This window comes from Cryobacterium psychrophilum (assembly GCF_004365915.1).
Lineage (GTDB): Bacteria > Actinomycetota > Actinomycetes > Actinomycetales > Microbacteriaceae > Cryobacterium > Cryobacterium psychrophilum.
Genome location: NZ_SODI01000001.1, coordinates 2412928 through 2432219 on the forward strand (window position 1 = coordinate 2412928; position 19292 = coordinate 2432219).

Annotated in this window: 17 protein-coding genes and 1 tRNA gene; 10 read left to right on the top strand and 8 right to left on the bottom strand. The window is 66.0% G+C overall.

Translation table 11 applies throughout. The features are described 5' to 3' along the window. Window positions 1–20: 20 nt before the first annotated feature. Window positions 21–1499 (bottom strand): HNH endonuclease signature motif containing protein, encoded by a 1479-nt coding sequence (locus EDD25_RS11350; protein ID WP_134173367.1) that lies wholly within the window; start codon window positions 1497–1499, stop codon window positions 21–23. Between the two features lie 169 nt (window positions 1500–1668). On the opposite strand from EDD25_RS11350, the gene EDD25_RS11355 reads away from it, so the two are divergent. After that, window positions 1669–2439, top strand: a complete 771-nt coding sequence (locus tag EDD25_RS11355) for an HAD-IIB family hydrolase (RefSeq protein WP_134173368.1) — start codon at window positions 1669–1671, stop codon at window positions 2437–2439. Window positions 2440–2649: 210 nt separating this feature from the next. Here EDD25_RS11355 and EDD25_RS11360 read toward each other — a convergent pair whose 3' ends face one another. From EDD25_RS11360 to EDD25_RS11380, 5 genes are all read right to left on the bottom strand, one after another. Continuing rightward, window positions 2650–3141 (bottom strand): VanZ family protein, encoded by a 492-nt coding sequence (locus EDD25_RS11360; RefSeq protein WP_166671285.1) that lies wholly within the window; start codon window positions 3139–3141, stop codon window positions 2650–2652. A gap of 157 nt (window positions 3142–3298) precedes the next feature. Continuing rightward, a complete protein-coding gene (locus EDD25_RS11365; protein WP_134173370.1) occupies window positions 3299–4798 on the bottom strand; it encodes an MFS transporter in 1500 nt (499 codons plus the stop codon). An 88-nt stretch (window positions 4799–4886) separates the two neighbouring features. Further along, a tRNA-Pro gene (locus EDD25_RS11370) sits at window positions 4887–4960 on the bottom strand. A gap of 90 nt (window positions 4961–5050) precedes the next feature. Further along, window positions 5051–6115: a metallophosphoesterase gene (locus EDD25_RS11375; RefSeq protein ID WP_134173371.1), complete on the bottom strand. Its 1065-nt coding sequence runs from the start codon at window positions 6113–6115 to the stop codon at window positions 5051–5053. Continuing rightward, a complete protein-coding gene (locus tag EDD25_RS11380; RefSeq protein ID WP_134173372.1) occupies window positions 6112–8694 on the bottom strand; it encodes a transglycosylase domain-containing protein in 2583 nt (860 codons plus the stop codon). The genes EDD25_RS11375 and EDD25_RS11380 overlap by 4 nt, the downstream gene beginning before the upstream one ends. Window positions 8695–8744: 50 nt before the next feature. Here EDD25_RS11380 and sp36 point away from each other — a divergent pair, with 50 nt between their 5' ends. Next, window positions 8745–8918: a Sp36 family protein gene (gene sp36 / locus EDD25_RS11385; RefSeq protein ID WP_134173373.1), complete on the top strand. Its 174-nt coding sequence runs from the start codon at window positions 8745–8747 to the stop codon at window positions 8916–8918. 2 nt (window positions 8919–8920) lie between these two features. Next, entirely contained in the window at window positions 8921–9391 is a 471-nt protein-coding gene (locus EDD25_RS11390) for a RidA family protein (RefSeq protein WP_134173374.1), read from the top strand. Between the two features lie 63 nt (window positions 9392–9454). Here the strand turns inward: EDD25_RS11390 and acs are convergent, their stop codons facing one another. Next, window positions 9455–11425, bottom strand: coding sequence for an acetate--CoA ligase (acs, locus tag EDD25_RS11395; RefSeq protein ID WP_134173375.1), 1971 nt, complete (start codon window positions 11423–11425; stop codon window positions 9455–9457). Between the two features lie 468 nt (window positions 11426–11893). Between acs and EDD25_RS11400 the strand changes: the two genes are divergently transcribed. The 5 genes from EDD25_RS11400 to EDD25_RS11420 all read left to right on the top strand — a co-directional run bounded on the left by EDD25_RS11400 (window position 11894) and on the right by EDD25_RS11420 (window position 15164). Next, window positions 11894–12943 (top strand): TadA family conjugal transfer-associated ATPase, encoded by a 1050-nt coding sequence (locus EDD25_RS11400; protein ID WP_134173376.1) that lies wholly within the window; start codon window positions 11894–11896, stop codon window positions 12941–12943. A gap of 95 nt (window positions 12944–13038) precedes the next feature. After that, window positions 13039–14061: a type II secretion system F family protein gene (locus tag EDD25_RS11405; protein ID WP_198418874.1), complete on the top strand. Its 1023-nt coding sequence runs from the start codon at window positions 13039–13041 to the stop codon at window positions 14059–14061. A gap of 230 nt (window positions 14062–14291) precedes the next feature. Then, window positions 14292–14483, top strand: coding sequence for a DUF4244 domain-containing protein (locus EDD25_RS11410; RefSeq protein ID WP_422386792.1), 192 nt, complete (start codon window positions 14292–14294; stop codon window positions 14481–14483). Continuing rightward, complete coding sequence (locus EDD25_RS11415; protein WP_134173378.1) at window positions 14464–14826, top strand: TadE family type IV pilus minor pilin; 363 nt, start codon at window positions 14464–14466, stop codon at window positions 14824–14826. The genes EDD25_RS11410 and EDD25_RS11415 overlap by 20 nt, the downstream gene beginning before the upstream one ends. Beyond that, window positions 14802–15164 (top strand): Rv3654c family TadE-like protein, encoded by a 363-nt coding sequence (locus tag EDD25_RS11420; protein WP_241986460.1) that lies wholly within the window; start codon window positions 14802–14804, stop codon window positions 15162–15164. Before EDD25_RS11415 ends, EDD25_RS11420 begins: the two co-directional genes overlap by 25 nt. 10 nt (window positions 15165–15174) lie before the next feature. Here EDD25_RS11420 and EDD25_RS11425 read toward each other — a convergent pair whose 3' ends face one another. Beyond that, the gene (locus EDD25_RS11425; protein WP_134173379.1) at window positions 15175–15411 is read right to left on the bottom strand and encodes a hypothetical protein; all 237 of its coding nucleotides are present in this window, start codon (window positions 15409–15411) and stop codon (window positions 15175–15177) included. Window positions 15412–15612: 201 nt separating this feature from the next. Between EDD25_RS11425 and topA the strand changes: the two genes are divergently transcribed. After that, window positions 15613–18645, top strand: coding sequence for a type I DNA topoisomerase (topA, locus tag EDD25_RS11430; RefSeq protein ID WP_134173380.1), 3033 nt, complete (start codon window positions 15613–15615; stop codon window positions 18643–18645). Then, complete coding sequence (tmk, locus tag EDD25_RS11435; protein ID WP_134173381.1) at window positions 18642–19259, top strand: dTMP kinase; 618 nt, start codon at window positions 18642–18644, stop codon at window positions 19257–19259. The genes topA and tmk overlap by 4 nt, the downstream gene beginning before the upstream one ends. Window positions 19260–19292: the final 33 nt, after the last annotated feature.

The window sequence follows — 19292 nt, forward strand, 5'->3', positions numbered from 1 at the left end:
AGCGGTCTGTTCCCCGGTTCTTAGAAGGGGGTGTCGGTGGCGTAGGTGAGGGGTTGGGCCCAGTGGTCGATTCGGGGTTTTTTGACCGGGGGTGGGGTGAGGTCTGGGGGTAGGAGTGGTGGCCGGATTCTGCTGGCGGGGTGGGTGGCGTAGTGTTTGCCGGCGGGGCTGGTCCAGGTGAGGGTTCCCTGGTCGTTTTGGCTCACGTCCCAGCCGGTTTCGTGCTTGAGTTTGTGCGATCGGCCGCAGAGCGCGGCGAGGTTGCTGAAGGTGGTTTCACCGCCGAACTGCCATGCCGTGGTGTGGTCCATGTCGCAGTGCCGGGCTCTTCTGTTGCAGCCGACGAAACGGCAGGTCTCGTCGCGCACCTCCAGGTAGCGACGGAGGGCTTTGGGCACCCGGTAGGTGTCGCGGCCGAAGGAGAGCATCGCGCCGGTCTCGGGGTGGATGAGGATGCGGTGAAACCCGGTGGCAGTGCCGGCGAGTCGGCGTGCGGTCTCGGGGTCGATCGGCCCGAATCCTTCGAGCATGGCGGGTTCGTCGCCTTTGCCCATCAGGGTGAGGATGGGGATGGTGACGTACACGTTGCCGACGACGCCGGCGCCGAGCCCGGTTTCGGTGACGCCCTTCAGCAGCAGGTCGACGGCCACGTCGCAGCGCAGCTGCGGCAGGGTGCGCTCCTCACCGGTGACGCGGAGGCTGCGCGCCATCGCTTCGACCCGGTCGTTGATGGCGCTGGCATCATCGTTGGTCAGGGTCATTTCGAGGTACGCCATGCCGTCACGGGCCGGATGCACCCCGAAACAGCGGTCTTTGACGGCGGTGGTGTGCCGGGCCCGGCTTGTCTCCGGGTGGGAGAGTTCCCGCAGGGTGATGGCCTTCTTCTTCAGTTGCGGCACCGTGAGGGTCTCGGCGTCGGTGAGCACCTCCGTCTCGTAAGTGTCCATCGCTGAGTCGGGCAACGCTAGGGCGTTGTCGATGATGACCTGCGCGTGCCGGTAACTGATGTCCCCGTCCAGCAGCGCCCGGTGTGTGCGCGGCAGGTTGTACTGGAGCAGCTCACTCTCGGTGAGCAGGTTCCGCGCGGATCCCTCGGGAAGCTTCAGCAGTGCGGCGAGCTCGGCGATGAATCCTTCGTGTGCGGCCGTCGCATCGGACCACTGAAACTCGGTGAGGTCGTGCGACCCGTTGGGCCGCCCGGACTGCGCGGTGCTCGTTGTCCACCGGTGCGCGTCCGCGATGACGACCGCGCGGGCGGCGTGAGCCATGTTGATCAGCCGGTCGAACGCGGTAATACTGTCGAGTAGTACGGCCTGGGCGTTGTCGATCACCCGGCGAATGCGCGCAACGTCAGACGGACGAACGTCACCGTTCGTAATGGCCAGCATTGGCTTCACCGGGGTCGTCAGGGGTGTCGGGTCGGGTGCAGTTGCGGGTGTGTCGGGCGGGACGGGGCCCGCGGCATCCTCTTCTGGAGGCACTTCTTCGTTGTTCTCCATAACCCAATTCAAGCAGACACCACCGACATTCCTGATTCCTGCTCAGGTTCCGATTCCACCAGCAGCGTGGGCGTGAGCGAGGTCGTCTGCGCGCGGGCGGCTAGGCTTGCATGTGCCCTACGGCGCCGGGGCGCTGGCGGCTGGGGCCGAACTGTGAGGAACAACACCTATGACTGCACTGCCCCGCCTGGTGGCCTTTGATCTCGACGACACCCTCGCTGCGTCGAAGTCCCCGCTCGACCCGCGCATGGCCGCCCTCTTGGTGCGCCTGCTCGACGTGGCCGTGGTGTGCGTCATCTCCGGCGGTAACTTCTCGCAGTTCAGAATGCAGCTCGTTGACAACCTCGAGAACGTCTCCGATGAGGCGCTCACCGGCCTGCATCTGCTGCCCACGTGCGGCACGCAGTACTACCGTCATTCCAAGGGCGACTGGACCCAGGTGTACGCGGAGAACCTCAGTGACGACGAGAAGTCCCGGGCACTCGCCGCCGTGGAGGCCGCAGCGCGCGAGCTCGGCTACTGGGAGTCCGACACCTGGGGTCCGATTCTCGAAGACCGCGGCTCACAGATCACCTTCTCGGCGCTCGGGCAGTCCGCCCCGGTAGCCAGGAAGGTGCAGTGGGATCCGACCGGGGAGAAGAAGAATTCCCTGCGTGAGAAGGTTCAGGCCCTGCTGCCCGACCTCGAAGTGCGGTCGGGAGGATCGACATCCGTGGATATCACCCGCCGCGGCATCGACAAGGCCTACGGTATGAAGCGCCTCGCGGTACTGACCGGCGTGCCGCTCTCGGACATGCTGTTCATTGGTGACCGCCTCGATGAGAACGGCAATGACTACCCCGTGAAGGTTCTCGGTGTCGAGTGCGTGGCTGTTGAAGGTTGGGAAGACACTGCGGCCTACCTCGAGACGCTCATTCCCACGCTCGCCGCGGGGGCCTAGACCTTAGCGGGCTGTTAGAGAACGGTGCTGGCGTGCCATTCGGCACGGTGATCACGGCAGCAGAATCGTAGCGCGCCATAACGCGCAACCGGTGCGTGGGTCTTGACGCCGCACAGGGCGCACTGGCGTCGGTTCCGCAGCTTTCGCAGTAAACGACGTAAGGAATCCAGCACAACCCCCACTCTAGGGGCCTTGTCGCGCAGCGCTGATCTAGGGGGTATATGACCTATGCGCAGTGGGGGGCCGTGGGCCCGCTACGGGTAATACATGCACGAGACCGAGCACAACGAGTGCCCCTACCGTGCCGATCACGGCCCCGGAGGTATTGGCGATCACGTCGTTCACGGTGGCAAATCGGCCGGGCAGAAAGATCAGCTGCCCGAATTCAATAAAGAAGCTAGCGACAAAGCCCGCGGAAATGGCGAGCCACCAACGCCGCGCCCCGAGCAGGATCACGCCGAGCAGGCCCACCGGTACGAAGAGAGCGATATTGGCCGCGAACTCCACGAAATTGTAAGTCAGCCAGTCGGGAGCTCCATGGCGCTGAAGCGAGGCGAGTATCGAGATTAGGGGGCCATGAGCGCCGCGATCCACGGGAGTGGGCCAGAAGGCGATGAGGGCGAGTGCCGCGAGATAGGCAACGCTCAGCACGATCGCGAGGCGGTGCAGGGAAGCATGACGCCGCAAACGTGCGTCGTTCATGCTCACACCTCCACTTCTGGGCAGTGGGTGCATGGCAAAAAGGCACAACCCGGCCGCTCACCATTGATCTCATAATGATAGACACTCCGGAAAGCTCCGGCGTCAGAGAGTCGAGCAGCCTGCGAGTTGGTCGGGAAAAAGGAGCGGCTGTCGCAATCTAGAAGGCCGCTGCGACGCGCTTCGGGAGAGCGAAGACCAGCACGAGGGCAATCACGCTGAAGGCTGCGCTGACGGCCATGGCGTTCGTGGCGCTTGCCGTGAAGGCCGTTGCGAGGGCATCGGGACCAGGCCCGCTCACGGTGAGGGTGCCGAACAAGACGCTCCCGATCACCGCGATGCCGATTGCGCTGCCCACGCGCTGCATCACGCCGACGACGGCACTGGCCGCGCCGGCCTCTGTGCGATGCACGGTCGCCACGATGAACTGCACGTTCGGTGCGATGAAGCATCCGCTGCCGAGCCCCGCGATGAGCAGCGGCGCGAGCAGGTGCCAGTTGGTGAGGTCGCCCACCGGGGTGACCAGCAGAACGAGCCAGATCCAGATGAGGCCCACGGTGACGAGCGCCACCCCGATCACGAGAATGGTACGGCCGAGAAGCTCAGCGAGTCGATGGCTCTGTGACGCCCCAATGATGCTGCCGATGGCGAACGGAATGGACACGATCCCCGACTCGAGCGCGGTGTGGCCGAGGCCGGCCTGCCACAGGATCGAAATGGTGAAGAAGATACTGGTGAACGCGGCGAAGTACACGAGCGCGAGGATGACACCTCCGGTGAAGGCCGGGTGGCTGAACAGGCGCGGCGGAACAATCGGGCTGAGTCCGCGCCGCGCGTACGCGACCTCCCACACGGCGAACAGCACAATGAGCACCACGGCGCTGGCGAGCGAGACGAAGGTCCACCACGGCCAGCTCTGGTCCTCACCCTCGATAAGCGGTACCAGCAGGGCGACGAGGCCCGCGGAGACGAGCAGCAGGCCCACCCAGTCGAGGGCGACGCGGGCGGGTGCTGCGGCGCCGGGTGTGCCGCCACCGGCAACGGATGCCTCGGCGCGCGAGGGCAGCAACCGGGCAGCGGCGATCAGCGCCACGACACCGATGGGGAGGTTCACCCAGAATACGAGTCGCCAGCCGTTTTCGTCGCCGAAGGCCTGGATGATGAGCCCGCCCACGATCGGTCCGAGGGCGGTGGACACACCGATGACCGAGCCCAGGATCGCGAACGCCTTGCCGCGAGCCCGCGGCGGGAACATCAACTGGATGACCGCGGTGACCGCGGGGACGAAGATTCCGCCGGCGAGGCCCTGGACCACGCGGGCAACGATGAGCTGCAGGTCATTCTGCGCGAGACCGCACGCCAGGCTCGCCGCCGTGAAGAGCGCGAGTCCGGTGAAGAACACCCACTTGTGCCCGATCCGGTCGCCGATGCGACCGGCCGGGATGAGCGCGAGTCCGAAAGCCAGGGCGTAGCCGGAGATGATCCAGGAGAGTGTTGCTTCGGAGGCGTCGAGGCTCGTTCGAATTGTGGGGAGCGCCACGTTGACGATGGTGGTGTCGAGCAGCGCCATGAACATTCCGGCGAGGAGCACGATGAGCGCTTGCCATGCCCGGCGAGAGATGACCGGGGCGGAGCGGAGCTGAGGGTCAGTTTTCGACATTCGCGTCGGTCCATTCGCCAGAGGATGAGTATCACTTGGGGAAACAATAAAACCCCCACTCCGAAGAGTGGGGGTGTTATCCCTACAGTCGGGGTAACAGGATTTGAACCTGCGACCTCGTCGTCCCGAACGACGCGCGCTACCAAGCTGCGCCATACCCCGATGGCCCGTGGGCCTCACTCAGTATAGGTCCTGTTGGGCCCGTCTGGCTAACCGAACGATGGCGGGCGTTTCCCCGAGTGGAGCAGCGGATCAGGCCGCAGTCAGTGTGAGCAGGGTCGCTTCCGGACGGCAGGCGAAACGCACCGGAGCGTAGATCGAGGTACCGAGGCCGGCAGACACGTTCAGGAAAGCCGTGCGGAGCCCCAGATTCCACAGGCTGAGTCCCTTCACCTGACGTCTGGGAATATCGCAATTGGTCACGAGCGCACCGAACCCGGGAACGCACACCTGGCCGCCGTGCGTGTGCCCGGCAAGGATGAGCTGGGCACCGTGGTTGACGAGAGAGTTCAAGACGCGCTGGTAGGGCGCATGCGCCACCCCGATCGTCACCGTCGGGCGAGGTTCGGCCGCCGTCTCCGGGTCGGGCCAGTGCTCATCGGCCAGGGGATCGTTCGCACGCATGTCATCGATCGCACGCGTGATCAGGTCGAGACGATCGCGCCCGATGTGCGGGTCGTCCACGCCGAAGAACTCCACGTGCGTGCCGTTGAGATCACGCGCTTCCGCGGCGTTGTTGATATCGGTCCAGCCGAGGTCAGCGAAGACACCGCGCAGCTTGTCCGTGTCGAGGCCGTCGCTCGGGCCGCCGTTGTCCCGCCGCTTCGATGGGCCACTGAAATAGCGAAATGGGTTCTTCGGCTGCGGCCCGATGTAGTCATTTGAGCCGTTCACGAACACGCCGGGCACGCCCTTGAACGGCGCGAGGGCAAACGCAACGCCGTCGATCCCGTCTGCGTGACCGAGGTTGTCGCCCGTGTTCACCACGAGATCGGGCTTCAGCACCGCGAGAGTGCGAATCCACTCCTGCTTGTCCCGCTGCCACGGGGCCATATGCAGGTCGGAGATGTGCAGCACCCGAATCGGCGCCGCCCCGGGCGCGAGCACGGGCACGGTTGCTTCACGCAGGGTGAAGCGCCGGCGCTCAACGAGCGCGCCCCAGGCGAAGGCCGCGAGTCCGGTCGCCGCGACGAGAACGGATGCCGCGGCCACGACGCGCCCGCCGCCGCCCGTGCGAGAGGGGGTCGCCCGTGCCACGTGCACGGCGTCCTGCAGCTTCAGGAGGTCAAGGATGTCCGCCGAGCTCACCCGGGTCATTCCTTCGCCGCCTGACCCGGGGGAGTCCCGGCAGCGGGCGGCGTCATCTTGCCCACCACGATGGTCACGGCCGCGCCCGGCTTCGCGCCGGTTCCACCCTCCGGCGACATCGAGATGACCTTGCCGTTCTGGTTCGGGTCGGTCACGTCCTGGTCGGTTTTGGTGACCTTGAACTCATAGGGCGCGGCGGTGAGTATGGCCTTGGCTTCGGCCTCGGTCTTGCCGACCGTGTCCGGAATCACCACCCCGCTTCCGTTGCTCGAGGACACCCTGACCGTCGAACCACGGTCGGCAGTGGTGCCACCGGCTGGGTTGGTGCTCGCGACTGTTCCTTCGGGCAGTGCCGAGTCGATGGCTCCACTGTCGGTGAACTCAAAGCCGGCGGCTGTCAGCTTGGACTTGGCCTCTGACATGGACTTGCCGCGGAGGTCGGGCACCTTCACCTGAACGGCCCGCAACACGGCGTTGGAGGCCTCCATAAATGCGTCTCCGCCGTACTTCGCGTTGGCGACCGACATGATGTCGGGCCACATGCGGTGTCGCGCGGTCGATGCGTAGCCGCTCGGGAAGCGAGTGGTGCGCTGGTTTTGGTAGGTTCCGCTCACGTTCACGACGCCGACAACCGTGGCCACGTTGCTGCTTGAGCCGCTCATCCAGGTGTCTTTCGCGGAGTCGGTGGTGCCGGTCTTGCCGATCACGGGAACGCGCGGTGATGTGGCCGCATAGGACTGCTGGGCGGTTCCACTGGTCATGACGCGCGACATGGCGTACGTCATTCCGGCAGCGACCTCGGGTTCAACCGACTGGGTGCAGACGGACTTCGGCACGGGCAGGTCGGTTCCGTCGGCGGCCACCATCGACTCGATGGCGATCGGCGTGCAGGTTGATCCGTTGTTGGCGATGCCGGCAAACGCGGTGGCCATGGTGAGCGGAGCGATCTCGTTGGTGCCGAGAACCGCACTCGCGCCCTTCTCCAATTCGCCGCCGTCGGCGCGGTGCACGTCGAAGGCCTCGGCCGTGCTGCGGATGGCGCACAGGTCAAGCTCCTTGGACATTCCGATGAAACCGGTGTTGATGGAACCGATCGTGGACTGCAGCGCGCTGTAGTTGCGGCCGGACTCGTTCGCGTCGTTGCGCGGGTTGAAGCCGGGGAAGGTCTGCGGGCCGTCGCAACTGTCCTCGAATGTTCCCCAGTTGGACTTTCGAGAGCTGTCCACCCGCTCGTTGAGCGTATGGCCCGCCTTCAGCCACTCGGCCAGGGTGAAGACCTTGTAGGTCGACCCGGGCTGGAAGCCGAGCGAACCGCCCGTGTTTTGGTCGGTGTTGTAGTTGATGGCCGTGAAGTTGTCGCCGGTCTGGTTCGGGTCCTGCGTGTAGTCCTTGTTCTGGGCCATCGCCAGCACCTTGCCGGTTCCCACTCCCACGCTGGACACGACACCGCCCACGTCCCAGTTGGGCATGGTCTTCGGCACGTTCTCGTCGAGGGTCGCGATGGCCGCATTCTGCAGGTCGAGATCAAGGGTCGTGAAGACGTCATAGCCACCGCGACGGAAGTTCGAGAGGCGAGTGTCTGCATCCTTGCCGAAGGTGGGGTCGTTCTTGAGAACATGCGTGACGTAGTTGCAGAAGTAGGCGTTGGCGCCGGCGGCCTGGCAGCCGGTGGCCGAGGTCGTGATGGTCGGCTCGATCGGGGATGCGACTGCTGCGTCGTGGTCTTCCTGGCTGATCTTCTTGTACTGCAGCATCTCGCCGAGAATGTAGTCGCGACGCACCTTGTTATCGGCGTAACCGTTGGCCGCGCCGTTGGTTTCACTGTCGGGTCGGTCAAGCTGGTACTTCACCGGGTTGTTCACGATCGCCACAAGGCTCGCCGACTGGGGGAGGGTGAGGTCCGCCGCAGTCGTATTAAAGTAGTAGTTCGCGGCGGCTTCGATGCCGTACACCGTTCCGCCGAAGCCGGTGATGTTCAGGTACTGCCGAAGGATGTCTTCCTTCGCGTAGTTCTTGTCCACGCCGATTGCGAGCCGCATCTCCTTGAGCTTGCGGTCGATGGAGACCTCGGTGGCGTCGTTGTAGCAGGACTTGCGCTTGTCGGCGTCGTTCATGGCCTCGCACTTTTGCACGAGCACGTTTTTCACGTACTGCTGGGTAATGGATGACCCGCCTCGGGTTGCACCGCCGGTGAGCGTTGACACGGCGCCGCTCACGGTTCCCTGCAGGTCGATTCCGCCGTGTTCGAAGAAACGGGGGTCTTCACCGGTGACGGCGGCGTCCTTCACGAATTGGCTGATGGCGTCGGAGGCCACCTCTACGCGGTTCTGCTGATAGAAGGAGGCGAGGAGCACGGGGGTTCCGTCGGCCTGCTTGGCGTAGATGTTGCTCTTCTGGGCGAGCTGGTCGATGGACAGATAGTCCGGCATGTTTTCGAACACGTTGATCGTGTTGGTGGCGGTCATACCCGAGAGGGCCAGGGCGGGCGTGACGGCGACGGTCACAAGGACCCCGGCGACAGCGCTCATACCGATGAAGGCCAGGAGCCCCGAGATGGCTCCGCTCACCGTACGTTTTTTGGCAGACATAGAATTGAGCGTAAGCGACAAATCTGGAAATCCGCCTCAATAGGAGTCACATGCCCACCTGGGAGTACCTCACAACGCCGTTGATGATTCACAACACCGCCGCGATCCTGAACAACTGGGGCTCTGACGGGTGGGAACTCGTTCAGGTTGTCACCGGACCGGAAGGTGGGCTCGTGGCGTATATGAAGCGTCCGATCGTGGCCGCAACCGTGGCAGGGGCCTAGTCATGTCACAGGTTGAGGCTCGTCTACTCGAACTCGGCATCGAACTGCCCCCAATCGTGCCCCCGGTTGCCGCCTATGTGCCTGCCATGGTCGCTGGTTCTTTGGTATACACCGCGGGCCAGCTGCCCATGGTCTCGGGGGCGCTCCTGGCCGCCGGCAAGGTGGGCGACGGACACGGACTCGTTCCGGCCGCCGACGCCAGGACCTACGCGCGCCTGTGCGCCTTGAATGGCCTCGCGGCGATCAAGGGCGCCATCGGTTCCCTCGACCGCATCACGCAGATCGTTAAGGTCACCGGCTTCGTCGCATCCGACCCGGCCTTCACCGGCCAGCCCGGAGTCGTCAACGGCGCCTCGGAGCTGCTCGCCGAGGTCTTCGGCGAGCGGGGCCAGCACGCTCGCTCCGCTGTGGGCGTGGCCGTGCTGCCGCTCGATGCCCCCGTCGAGGTCGAATTCATCGTGGCCTTCGCCTGACGACACCGACCAAATAGGAATGGCCGCTTCCCTAGGGAAGCGGCCATTCCTATTGGAGGGGTGCTACTTCATCTTCTGCGAGATGATCTGCATCACCGAGGTGTCGGCGAGCGTGGAGGTGTCGCCCACCTCGCGGCCCTCAGCGACGTCGCGGAGCAACCGACGCATGATCTTGCCGGAGCGCGTCTTCGGCAGCTCGTCCACGATGAAGATCTCCCGAGGGCGGGCGATCGCACCGATCTGCTGGGCCACGTGCGCCCGCAACACGGCGTTGATGTCCTCGTGCGACGCGGTTTCCGCCTGGCTGAACTTGATCACAACGAACGCCACAACGGCCTGGCCGGTGACCTCGTCAGAAGCGCCCACAACGGCCGCCTCGGCGGTGAGCGGATGCGCGACGAGCGATGATTCGATCTCCGCAGTGGAGAGACGGTGACCGGACACGTTCATCACGTCATCCACCCGCCCGAGCAGCCAGATGTCACCGTCGTCGTCGAGACGGGCGCCGTCGCCGGCGAAGTACAGCGGGCCGCCCTTCGCTCCGGTCGTGCCCTCGAACTTGTCCCAGTAGGTTTCCTTGAAGCGCTCCGGGTCTCCCCAGATTCCGCGCAGCATGGCGGGCCACGGTTCCGTCACCACGAGGAGGCCGCCATTGCCGTGGCCCACATGCGTGCCGTCGTCATCGAGGACGTCGATCGCGATACCGGGGATCGCGACCTGTGCCGCACCGGGTTTCGTCTCTGTGACACCCGGAAGCGCAGAGACCATGATGGCGCCGGTCTCGGTCTGCCACCAGGTATCGACCACCGGGGTGATGTTGCCGCCGATGACCTCGCGGTACCACATCCAGGCCTCGGGGTTGATGGGTTCACCCACCGAACCGAGCACGCGCAGGCTCGTGAGGTCGAACTTCTGCGGAATCTGACGGCCCAGCTTCATGAACGTACGAATCGCGGTGGGCGCCGTGTAGAGAATGCTCACCTTGTACTTCTCGATGATCTCCCACCAGCGGCCGGGGTGCGGCGAATCCGGCGTGCCTTCGAACAGAACCTGCGTGGCGCCGTTCGCGAGCGGACCGTATACAACGTAGCTGTGCCCGGTGATCCAGCCGACGTCGGCGGTGCACCAGTAGACATCCGTTTCGGGCTTGAGATCGAAAACGTTCTTGTGCGTGAAAGCATTCTGCGTCAGGTAGCCGCCACTGGTGTGCAGGATACCCTTGGGCGCGCCCGTAGTGCCGGACGTGTAGAGGATGAACAGCGGGTTCTCGGCCGGGAAAGCCTCGGCCTCGTGTTCGGCATCAACCGAGGCGAGCTCGTCATGCCACCACAGGTCGCGGTCGTTCCACTCGACGTCCTGGCCGGTGCGTTTGACCACGAGCACGTTCTCGACCGAGGAATCCCCCGACTGCAGTGCGGCGTCAACGGCCGGCTTGAGAGCGGAGACACGGCCCTTGCGGAAGCCTCCGTCTGCGGTGATCACGAGCACGGCGTTGGCGTCGTCGATGCGTGAACGCAGGCTCTCGGCGCTGAAGCCGCCAAAGATGACTGAGTGCACGGCGCCGAGGCGAGCCACGGCGAGCATCGAAATGACGGCCTCGGGAATCATGGGCAGGTAGATGGCGACGCGGTCGCCGGCCTTGACGCCGAGCTTGATGAGAACGTTGGTGGCTCGTTTCACCTCGGCGGTGAGTTCCGCGTAGGTGATGTCACGGGAGTCGCCGGGCTCGCCCTCGAAGTGCAGGGCGACGCGGTCACCGTTACCGGCAAGCACGTGGCGGTCGAGGCAGTTGTAGGCGACGTTCAGCTCTCCGTCTTCGAACCACTTCGCGAAGGGCGGGTTGGTCCAGTCGAGGGTCTTGGTGAACGGCTTGTGCCAGTGCAGCAGCTCGCGGGACTGTGCGGACCAGAAGCCGAGACGGTCAGCCTGAGCATCGGCATAGAGTTCCGGGCTCGCTGCGGACTGCGCAGAAAACTCCGGAGTGGGCGCGAATCGACGAGATTCGTTGAGGAGGTGATCGATCTGAACGCTCATTTTTCTGGTGTCGCTCCTTTGCGATGCTGAATTTGCAGGCGTGGGGTCGCCACACCTGAACCATACCGCTATGAATGGGGTGGCAATTTACCGCGCAACAGGGGGCGTAATATTCCGTGGCGCCCCACCCGCAATGCCCCCTGTGTGGAGGGTGCCACTTTAGGGGGGTTCTTCGGACTTGCGCTTCTGTCCACGCCAAGTACACTGATATCCGTCAGAACGAAAGTTCTGGCCAGCAATGCGTATGGTTCCCCCCAATCTGCGCGTTGCTAGGCGGCACCTGTTCCCCCCAATAGGTGCCGCCCCCCTCTTTTTAACGCGTCAGATCGCGTCACGGGCCCCGCGCAGAATGCAGTCCAGCTGTCTCTGGCAGCTGCGGCATCCCTCCACAGGTGGGCATGCTCTGGGGTGTGCACCCCACCGCCATTCGCTGAGCGCGGTTGTGGCGCCGCCCGTACTATCGGCCGCATGACCGAGCCATTCATCGCTGTTCCTTCCTATTACGTGCCGAGTGCGGCGGCTGCCGTTGCCCCGCAGCTCCTGCCGGCCGTGCCTGCCGATGTGGAGCGGTCGGATGCCGTGCGGGCCGAGGCCCTCGGCCCGCTCGCGCGGTACGCAGCCGATCCGCTCGTTACCGATCTGTTCGTCAATGGGGAATCCGGTCTGTGGGCTGATGTCGGCACGGGCCTCGAGCGCGAGTCGGACTGGCGATGCTCAGAGGCCGAGGCGAGGCAACTGGCCGTTCGGCTCATCGCCCTCGGCGGGCGTCATCTCGACGAGGCGAGTCCGTGCGTCGACGTGCGGCTTGCCGAGGGCATCCGCGTGCACGCCGTTCTTCCTCCTGCCTCCAGCTCTGGAACGTTGATCTCGGTGCGACTGCCCCGCCGCGAGCGTCTGAGCCTCGCCGACCTGAGTGCTGCCGGATTGCTCGGGAGGGAACCGGCGGCATCCGCTGTGCTCGAACGGTTGCGCCTGGCCGTGGCCGACCGCGAGAACCTGCTCGTGACCGGCGCGGCGGGGACCGGCAAGACCACCCTGCTCGCGGCGCTGCTCGGTGAAGCGCCCCCGGGGGAGCGCATTGTGGTGATCGAAGACGTGGCCGAGCTGCGCGTGGCGCATCCGCACGTGGTGGGGCTTGAAGCTCGGCAGGCCAACCTCGAGGGGGCCGGGCGCATCGGGCTTGAAGCCCTCGTGCGCGAGGCGCTGCGCATGCGGCCCGACCGGCTGGTGCTCGGGGAATGTCGGGGAGCCGAGGTGCGGGACCTGCTGACGGCACTCAACACGGGTCACGATGGCGGAGCGGGAACCCTGCACGCCAATTCACTCGAAGATGTGGCCGCGCGGCTCGAGGCTCTTGGTGCGCTCGCCGGAATGAGCGCGGAGGCGGTCGCGCGGCAAACCGTGAGTGCCATCGGACTCGTGCTGCACCTCGAGCGATACGGCGCACGTCGCCTGCTCACCCGAATGGGCCGCTTCGAGCTTGATGACCGCGATCGTCTCGTGGTGGTGCCGGCGTGATGGGGCGCCGCGCGGACCTCGCGCCCGGTGCTCAGCGCGGCTTGGGTCGGCGCTGGCCGGGTCGGCGCTGGACGAGGCGGAGGGGGGCCGATACGGTGCCCCTGGACGAGGTCGCGGCGGTGACCCAGCGCATCGCGGTGCTGCTCTCCGCGGGCGTGTCTCCCGCTTCGGCGTGGACATACCTGTTGCCGGAAGCGTCGCCCGAGCAGTCGGCGCCTGAACAGTCGTGGCCACCTTTGCAGAGCCTCGGGGAGCGGATGCCTCTTGCCGGTCCCGCACCCGAGTCCGGGCAGGTGACGGCGGACATCATTCGTGCCGCTGTCGAGGCGGCATCCCGGGGCCAAAGCGTGGCCGATGCGGTCGCGGGCGGTGCGCGGTCAATCGGCGGCCAGGTTGGTGACGCCTGGCTCGGACTCGCCGCCGCATGGGCGGTGGCCACCGCAGCGGGGGCGCCGCTCGCCACGTGCCTGCGTGACCTCGCGGCGAGCTTTCGCGAGCTCGGACAGCTGAACCGTGACCTTCAGGTGGCCCTGGCCGGCCCCCGCGCCACCGCACGGCTCGTGATGGGCTTGCCCGTCGGAGGCATCGCGGTGGGCGCCTTGATGGGCTTCAACGCGCTGCACGTGCTCTTTTTCACCGTGCCGGGATGGCTGTGCCTCCTCGGCGCGGGCGGGCTCATGCACGTGGCCGCTCGCTGGAATCGACGCCTCGTGCGCGCTGCCACGCGCGCCGAGGCGACGCCGGGCCTCGAACTTGATCTCATGGCCATCGCCATGGCCGGTGGTGCATCCGTCGACCGGGCGAGAAGCCTTGTGCAGGAGACAAGCGAGCGCTTCGGAATCCGCTCTCGCGCCGGTACGCACGAGCCACGAGGGGACGACCCGATGGGACGGGTGCTGCGATTGTCGCAACGGGCGGGGGTCCCGGCAGCCGAGTTGCTGCGCAGCGAGGCGAGCCAAGCCCGCCGGGATGCGCGCAGCGCGGGGCAGCGGCGGTCGGAGGCACTCGCCGTGACGCTGATGTTGCCCCTCGGGGTGTGCGTGTTACCCGCCTTCATGCTCGTGGGTGTGGTGCCGCTGGTCTTGTCGATTCTCTCCACCACCCTCGGCTCGTTCTGAACGGAAGCGGTCGAGCGCTGTATCGACTCCTCCACAGGCCCGGGTGGATGGCGCGCCTGAACGGATTCGTCTGCGCCTGCCCGGGCGCAGTGTGCCGCGCGGCACAGTGGTGGTACTCGAGCCGCCCATGATCGCGTCTCACGACGCAGAAGGAGATGACCATGCTTAACCCGCAAGCGAATGACCGCAAACGCTCCACTCCAGGTCAAGCCGGAGGGCTGTCCAGCAGTTTGTCCCCCCGCCTGTCCAGGCGGCTGAGTCGCCCGTGGCTCAGCGAGGAACATGGCGCCGCAACCGCCGAGTATGTTGTCGCGACGATGGCGGCCGTGGGCTTCGCGGGCCTGCTCATCGTGATCCTGCGCGGCGACGAGGTACGTTCCATCCTCACGGACCTCGTGCGCAATGCGCTCACGGTGGGCTGAACGCTCTGCTGGCGACGCGGGAACCGTCACCGCGGAGCTTGCGATCGTCTTGCCGGCGGTCGTGCTCGTGCTCGGCTGTTGCCTCGGTGCTGTGCAGGTGGTCGGGCAGCAGGTGCGCCTGACCGACGCCGCGGCTGACGCTGCCCGAGCGTTGTCTCGCGGCGACGCACCAGATCAGGTGGCGGCGCTTGTGGCGAACGAGGTGCGTGGTGCAGGCCTGGCGGTTCAGACCTACGAGAATTTCGTGTGCGCGCGGCTCAGCGTCGACAGCAGCTTCGCTGCGTTCGCGCTCACCGGGCTGCGTCTCGAGGCCCGGTCGTGCGCGTTGGCTGGCGGGTTGTGATGGCCGGGCGTGGCGAGCAAGACGGGGCAGGTTCCGTGCTCGCGGTCGGGATTCTGGGCGCCACGTTGACGTTCACCGCGGTGCTCCTGCCACTGCTCGCGGCGCTCGCCATGAACCAGTCCGTGCAGAACGCAGCGGATGCCTCCGCGCTTGCCGCCGCCGACACCGTCTCGGGATTCGCCGCCGGGTACCCCTGCCAGGCGGCGGCCGAGGCGGCAAGGCTGGGCGGGGCATCCGTTACGGATTGTGCCCTCGACGGCCTCATCGCCACGGTCAGCGTGCAACGGCGCTTCCTCGTGTTCGACCTGGCCGCCGAGGCCAGGGCCGGACCGCCGTGACACGTGCCGACTATCCGAAAACGGCCTCAACGTAGCGGTACTCCACGGCCGTGGGCCGAAGGGGCGTGGTGGACCCCTCGAACTCAAGACCGGCCCCGCGGGAGTAGAGATAGCGTTTTCCCGCCTCCGCCGGGATCTCGATCCGTGCCTGCGGATCCCCGGAATCGAGGAACTCGGTCGTGACGGTCTTGCCTTGGAGTGGGCCATCCGTTAACTTCGCGGTGTAGGTGCCCTGCGTTGTTCCCATGGCACTATTGTCCTCGCCGGGGGCGAAGTCGCAAGAGCTGATTTCACACCGGCCAACGCGGTCCCGAATGCCCGCAGAGCGGATGCTGCACGGAAGCGAATGCCGGACTCCCTCGTCCCCCCAATTAGGCGGGTACGCCATTCGGGTGTGTATGGTGTGCTTTGGTCAATCTATCGGCCACTACGTATAAAGAGGAGTCAGGTGCCAGGCACGAAGAAGCTGGTCATTGTCGAATCGCCGACAAAAATGAAGTCGATCGCGGCGTATCTGGGCGACGGGTACGAGGTTTTATCCTCGGTTGGGCACATTCGAGACCTCATCGAGCCGAAAAACCTGCCCGTTGAGCTGAAGAAGGGCGCGCTCGGCCGGTTCTCGGTGGATGTGGAAAACGGCTTCGAGCCGTACTACGTGGTGTCCGATGCCAAGAAGAAGACCGTCAGCGAACTCAAACGTGCGCTGAAGAACGCCGATGAACTCCTGCTCGCAACTGATGAGGACCGCGAAGGAGAGGCCATTGCCTGGCATCTCCTGCAGGTGCTGCAGCCCAAGGTCCCCGTGAAGCGCATGGTCTTCCATGAGATCACGAAAGACGCCATCCTCGCGGCCAAGGACAACACCCGCGACCTCGACACCGCCCTCGTCGATGCGCAGGAAACCCGACGCATCCTCGACCGCATCTACGGGTACGAGCTTTCTCCCGTGCTGTGGCGCAAGGTTGGCCCCGGCCTCTCCGCCGGGCGCGTGCAGTCCGCCGCGACCCGTCTTGTGGTGGACCGCGAACGCGAACGCCTCGCCTTCGTCTCCGCCGGCTACTGGGACCTGCTCGCTCGCCTCGCAGCGTCGACCGCCGATACCGAGCAGGGCTTCGACGCCAAGCTCGTGCGCCTGAACGGTGAGCGCATCGCCACCGGTGGCGACTTCGATGACTCCGGCCAGCTCAAGCCCACCGTGAAGGCCGCCACGCTCGACGAGGCCTCCGCCCACGCCCTCACCACGGCGCTCCAGGAACCGAACGTCAACATCGAGGTGACCAAGGTCACCTCCAAGCCCTACCGACGCAGCCCCGCCGCCCCATTCACGACGTCGACCCTGCAGCAGGAAGCAGCCCGCAAGCTGCGGTTCACCGCGCGCCAGACCATGAGCGTGGCCCAGTCGCTGTATGAAAACGGGTACATCACCTACATGCGTACGGACTCGCCGTCGCTCGGGCAGCAGGCGCTCTCGGCCGCCCGCACCCAGGCCGCTGCGCTCTATGGTCCCGAAACCGTTCCCGATGCGCCCCGCGCCTACAAGGGCAAGAGCAAGAACGCTCAGGAGGCCCACGAAGCCATCCGCCCGTCCGGCGACACGTTCCGCACGCCGGCCTCGCTCGAGTCCAGCCTGCGCGGCAACGACTTCAAGCTCTACGACCTCATCTGGAAGCGCACCGTCGCCTCGCAGATGATGGACGCGACCGGTTCGACGGCGTCCGTGACCATTGCGGCCGGCCCGACCGGTACGGCAGCGCACCCCGCAGCATCAGGTGCCCTCGCCGAATTCACGGCCAGCGGAACCGTCATCACGTTCCGCGGTTTCATGCTCGCCTACGAGGAGTCGAAGGACGAGGAGCGCAACGCCCCGACCGACGCGACCGAATCCAAGCTGCCCCCGCTCGAAGAGGGCCAAACCCTCGCGCTGCTCGATCTGGAGGCCAAGGGCCACGAGACCACGCCGGCCGCTCGGTACACCGAGGCGAGCCTGGTGAAGAAGCTCGAGGAACTTGGCATCGGCCGGCCCTCCACGTTCGCGTCGATCATCTCCACCATCACGGACCGCGGTTACGTCACTCCACGCGGCCAGTCGCTTGTACCCAACTGGATTGCCTTCTCGGTGGTGCGTCTGCTCGAAGAATTCTTCAGCGATCTCGTGGAGTACGACTTCACCGCGGAGATGGAAGATGACCTCGACCGCATCGCCGGCGGAGAGGCCAACCGCCTCGACTGGCTGACGAGCTTCTACTTCGGCTCCGACAAGCACCGCGGCCTGCGCAATGTGATTGACAACCTGGGTGAAATCGACGCGCGCACCATCAACTCGATCGCCATCGACGAGGAAATCACCCTCCGCATCGGCAAGTATGGGCCCTACCTCGAGGTCATTGACCCGGATGCCGCCCCGGAGGCACCGCCACGCCGCGTGAACATTCCACCGGCGCTCGCGCCCGATGAGCTGACCCCGGCGAAGGCACGCGAACTCATCGACGCCCCCGTCATCACCGACCGTGTGATCGGCATCAATCCCGACAACGGCAAAGAGGTCGTGGCGAAGGACGGCCGCTTCGGACCGTACGTCACCGAGCTCGACCCCGCGCCGATCGTCGACCCGGCCGTGGCAGCAGCAGCAGCAGCGGCCGCCGCCGCCCTCGCGGCGTCGATCGTCACCGAAACCGTCGACCCTGCCACCGGCGAAGTGAAGCCCGTCAAGCCCAAGCGCAAGCCGGCCGCCAAGAAGGTCGCTGCCGCCGACAAGCCGCGCACAGCCTCCATCTTCAAATCAATGGACCTCGCCACCGTGGACCTCGAGACCGCCCTGCGCCTCCTGGCCCTGCCGCGAGTGGTGGGAATCGACCCGGAGACCTCCTCGGAGATCACAGCGCAGAACGGCAAGTTCGGCCCGTACCTGAAGAAGGGCGTCGACACCCGGTCGCTCACGAGCGAGGACCAGATCTTCGAGATCGACCTCGCCGGTGCCGTGGAACTCTACGCGCAGCCCAAGTACGGCGCTCGTCGCGCCTCGAGCGCATTGAAGGAATTCGAAGCGCCCGACCCGGAGAGCGGCAAGGCGATCAAGATCAAGGATGGTCGTTTCGGTGCTTACGTCACCGACGGAGTCACAAACGCCACCATCCCGAAGTCCGAGAACGTGGAGGAGATCGATTTCGATCGCGCGGTCGAGTTGCTCTCGGATAAGCGCGCCAAGGGACCGGCCGCGCCGCGCGCGAAGAAGGCTCCGGCGAAAAAGCCCGCCGTGAAGAAGGCGCCCACTGCGGCGGCGAAGGCCGCGACGGCCAAGAAGGCCGCCGCCACCCGCGCCGCCAACGCGGCCAAGAAGGCCGCGGACGCCGGCACCACGCCGGTACCGGCCAAGAAGGCGACGGCCAAAAAGGTCCCCACCGCGGCGGCGAAGGCCGCGACGGCCAAGAAGGCCGCCGCTACCCGCGCCGCCAACGCGGCCAAGAAGGCAGCGGGGGAGTGACCGGACTTTTCATCACGCTCGAGGGCGGCGACGGCGCGGGGAAATCCACCCAGGCACAGCTGCTCACTGACTGGCTCGAGGGCGAGGGGCGCACGGTTGTGCGCTCCCGCGAGCCGGGAGGCACCGAGGTGGGTGTGGAGATTCGCGAGATCGTGCTGCACCATCGTGGTGAAATCGCGCCGCGGGCCGAGGCTCTGCTGTACGCGGCCGATCGTGCCCAGCACGTCGCCACCAAGCTGCGCCCGGCGCTGGCCCGCGGTGAGGTAATCGTGCAGGACCGCTACATCGACTCATCCGTGGCCTATCAGGGAGCCGGCCGGGTCCTCGGCGCCGACGAGGTGCGAAACCTGTCGCTGTGGGCGGCCGAGGGGTTGCTTCCCGACCTCACGATCCTGCTCGACCTCAACGAGACGGATGCCCGCGGTCGACTCGACGCCGCCAACAAGCGTTTCGACCGGCTCGAGGCGGAGAAGAACGATTTCCATGCGCGTGTGCGCGCCGCGTTCCTGGCCCTGGCCGCCAGCGAACCTGAGCGGTTTCTCGTGCTCGATGCCGCGGCATCCGTTGACACGATCGCCGCGCAGGTTCGTGCTCGTGTCGCCGCGCTGCTCTAACCGCGCGGCGCCCTCGGCGCGCCCGAAACGGGG